The organism is Streptomyces sp. UH6 (assembly GCF_013421635.1).
GTDB classification, from domain to species: domain Bacteria; phylum Actinomycetota; class Actinomycetes; order Streptomycetales; family Streptomycetaceae; genus Streptomyces; species Streptomyces abyssomicinicus.
In genome coordinates this window covers 1-1677 of sequence record NZ_JACADT010001141.1, presented here as the reverse complement: position 1 = coordinate 1677, position 1677 = coordinate 1, and the positions used below count along the sequence as shown (strand labels likewise).

The following is a 1677-nucleotide window of genomic DNA, read 5'->3' as shown; positions in this document are numbered from 1 at the left end:
GGGAACCGCTGTGGCGGGTCCACGAGGCGGTCTTCGCGGTCCTGTCGCTGGAGTCCGAGCCGGTGGACCCCCGGCTGTAGGGCCGCCGCCGGCGCCCACCGCGATCGGGGCGCGGGGCCGGGCGGGACACCCGGCGGGGAGGCGGTGGCCACGCACGCGCCGCCTCCCCCGCTCCCGCGCGGGAATCCGCGCGCGGGAAGGTGGTGTCATGCCTGGGGGACGACCTCCGCGCGCAGCACCGAGTACCCCACCATGTCCCGCCAGGCGCCGCCGCGGAAGCACGCGCCCCGCAGCACGCCCTCACGGGTGAAGCCCGCCCACTCCAGGGCCTTCTGCTCGGCGACGTTCGCCACCTCGGTGCTCGCCTCGACACGGTTCACCCGGGTGTGGGCGAACAGGTACTCGACGAGGAGGCGCTGGGCGCGCTTGCCGTACCCCTTGCCGCGTTCGGCGGTGAGCAGCGAGATCCCGATGTTCCAGCACGGGGACGCCGGCCCCTGCAGCACCTGGTGCCACTGGACCTCCCCGAGGAACCGGTCGTCGGCGGCGTGGACGACGGCCAGCCGCCCGCCCTCGGCGGTGAGGAAACCCCCCTCCGACCACTGCCGGCGGAGCTGCCCCGGATTGCGGTGCCCGAAGAAGCCCAGCTCCCCGGCCTCCGCGGGGTCCTCGTGCAGACGCTCGAAGAGGTCGAGGTCCCCCTCGGCGACGGGGCGCAGTCGTACATGTTCAGACATGGCGGCCAGCCTAGCCAGCACGCCGACACGCCCCGCGGGGGCGTCCCCGCGGTCACCGCTTCCGGTCGCCGGCCGCCGCGACGGCCGTCCGCCCACGCGTCGATCCGCCGGTCAGGCGGCTGCCGGGGTGCGGGAGAGGGCGGTGCGCAGCGCGAAGACGCCGAGCAGGCCGCCCGCCGTGAACCGCTGGACGGCCATGACGCGGGGCCGGGCGGCCAGGAACCCCGAGATCCGTGCCGCGCCCAGCACGACCAGCGCGTTCACGGCGACCCCGACGACGATCTGCACGCCGCCGAGCTGGACCAGCTGCGCCCAGGCCGGGCCTGCATGGGGGTCCAGGAACTGGGGCAGCAGCGCGGCGTAGAGCAGGGCGATCTTGGGGTTGAGCAGGTTGGTCAGCAGGCCCGTCGTGAACAGACGGGCGTCGGACACCGGGACCACGTCACGGGCCGGGGCGAAGGGCGAGCGGCCGCCGGGCCGGAGCATGTCCCAGGCGAGGAAGGCGAGGTAGGCGGCGCCCGCGAGCTTGACCGCCGTGAACGCCGGCGGCACGGCGGCGAACAGGGCGGACAGGCCCGCGGCCGCGGCCAGCAGGTAGCACAGGAACCCGACGGCGGTCCCGCCGAGGCTCACCAGGCCCGCCCTGCGGCCCTGGGCGATCGCGCGAGAGGCGAGGTGGACCATGTTCGGTCCCGGCGTCAGGGCCATCCCCAGTTCGATCAGGGCCACCCCTGCCACCGCACTCAGTGTGATCACCGGTCAGTCTCCTCTCCGCAGTCGCGGGACCGGATACTACGGCCTGCCGTCCGGCACCCGCGCACCCCGACGACAAGGCCTCCGACGACGAGGCCTCCGGCGACGGAGCGTCAGGTCTGCCCGACGAAGCTGCTCGCGCCGTCACGCAGCCGTTCGCGCAGGGCGCCGAAGAGCGCGGCGGCGC

2 protein-coding genes are annotated in these 1677 nt (G+C 75.1%); both read right to left on the bottom strand.

The genetic code is table 11. The features are described from left to right. Window positions 1–206: 206 nt before the first annotated feature. Window positions 207–737, bottom strand: coding sequence for a GNAT family N-acetyltransferase (locus HW445_RS30045; protein ID WP_180223965.1), 531 nt, complete (start codon window positions 735–737; stop codon window positions 207–209). 111 nt (window positions 738–848) lie between these two features. Beyond that, a complete protein-coding gene (locus tag HW445_RS30040) occupies window positions 849–1493 on the bottom strand; it encodes a LysE family translocator (RefSeq protein WP_180223964.1) in 645 nt (214 codons plus the stop codon). Window positions 1494–1677: the final 184 nt, after the last annotated feature.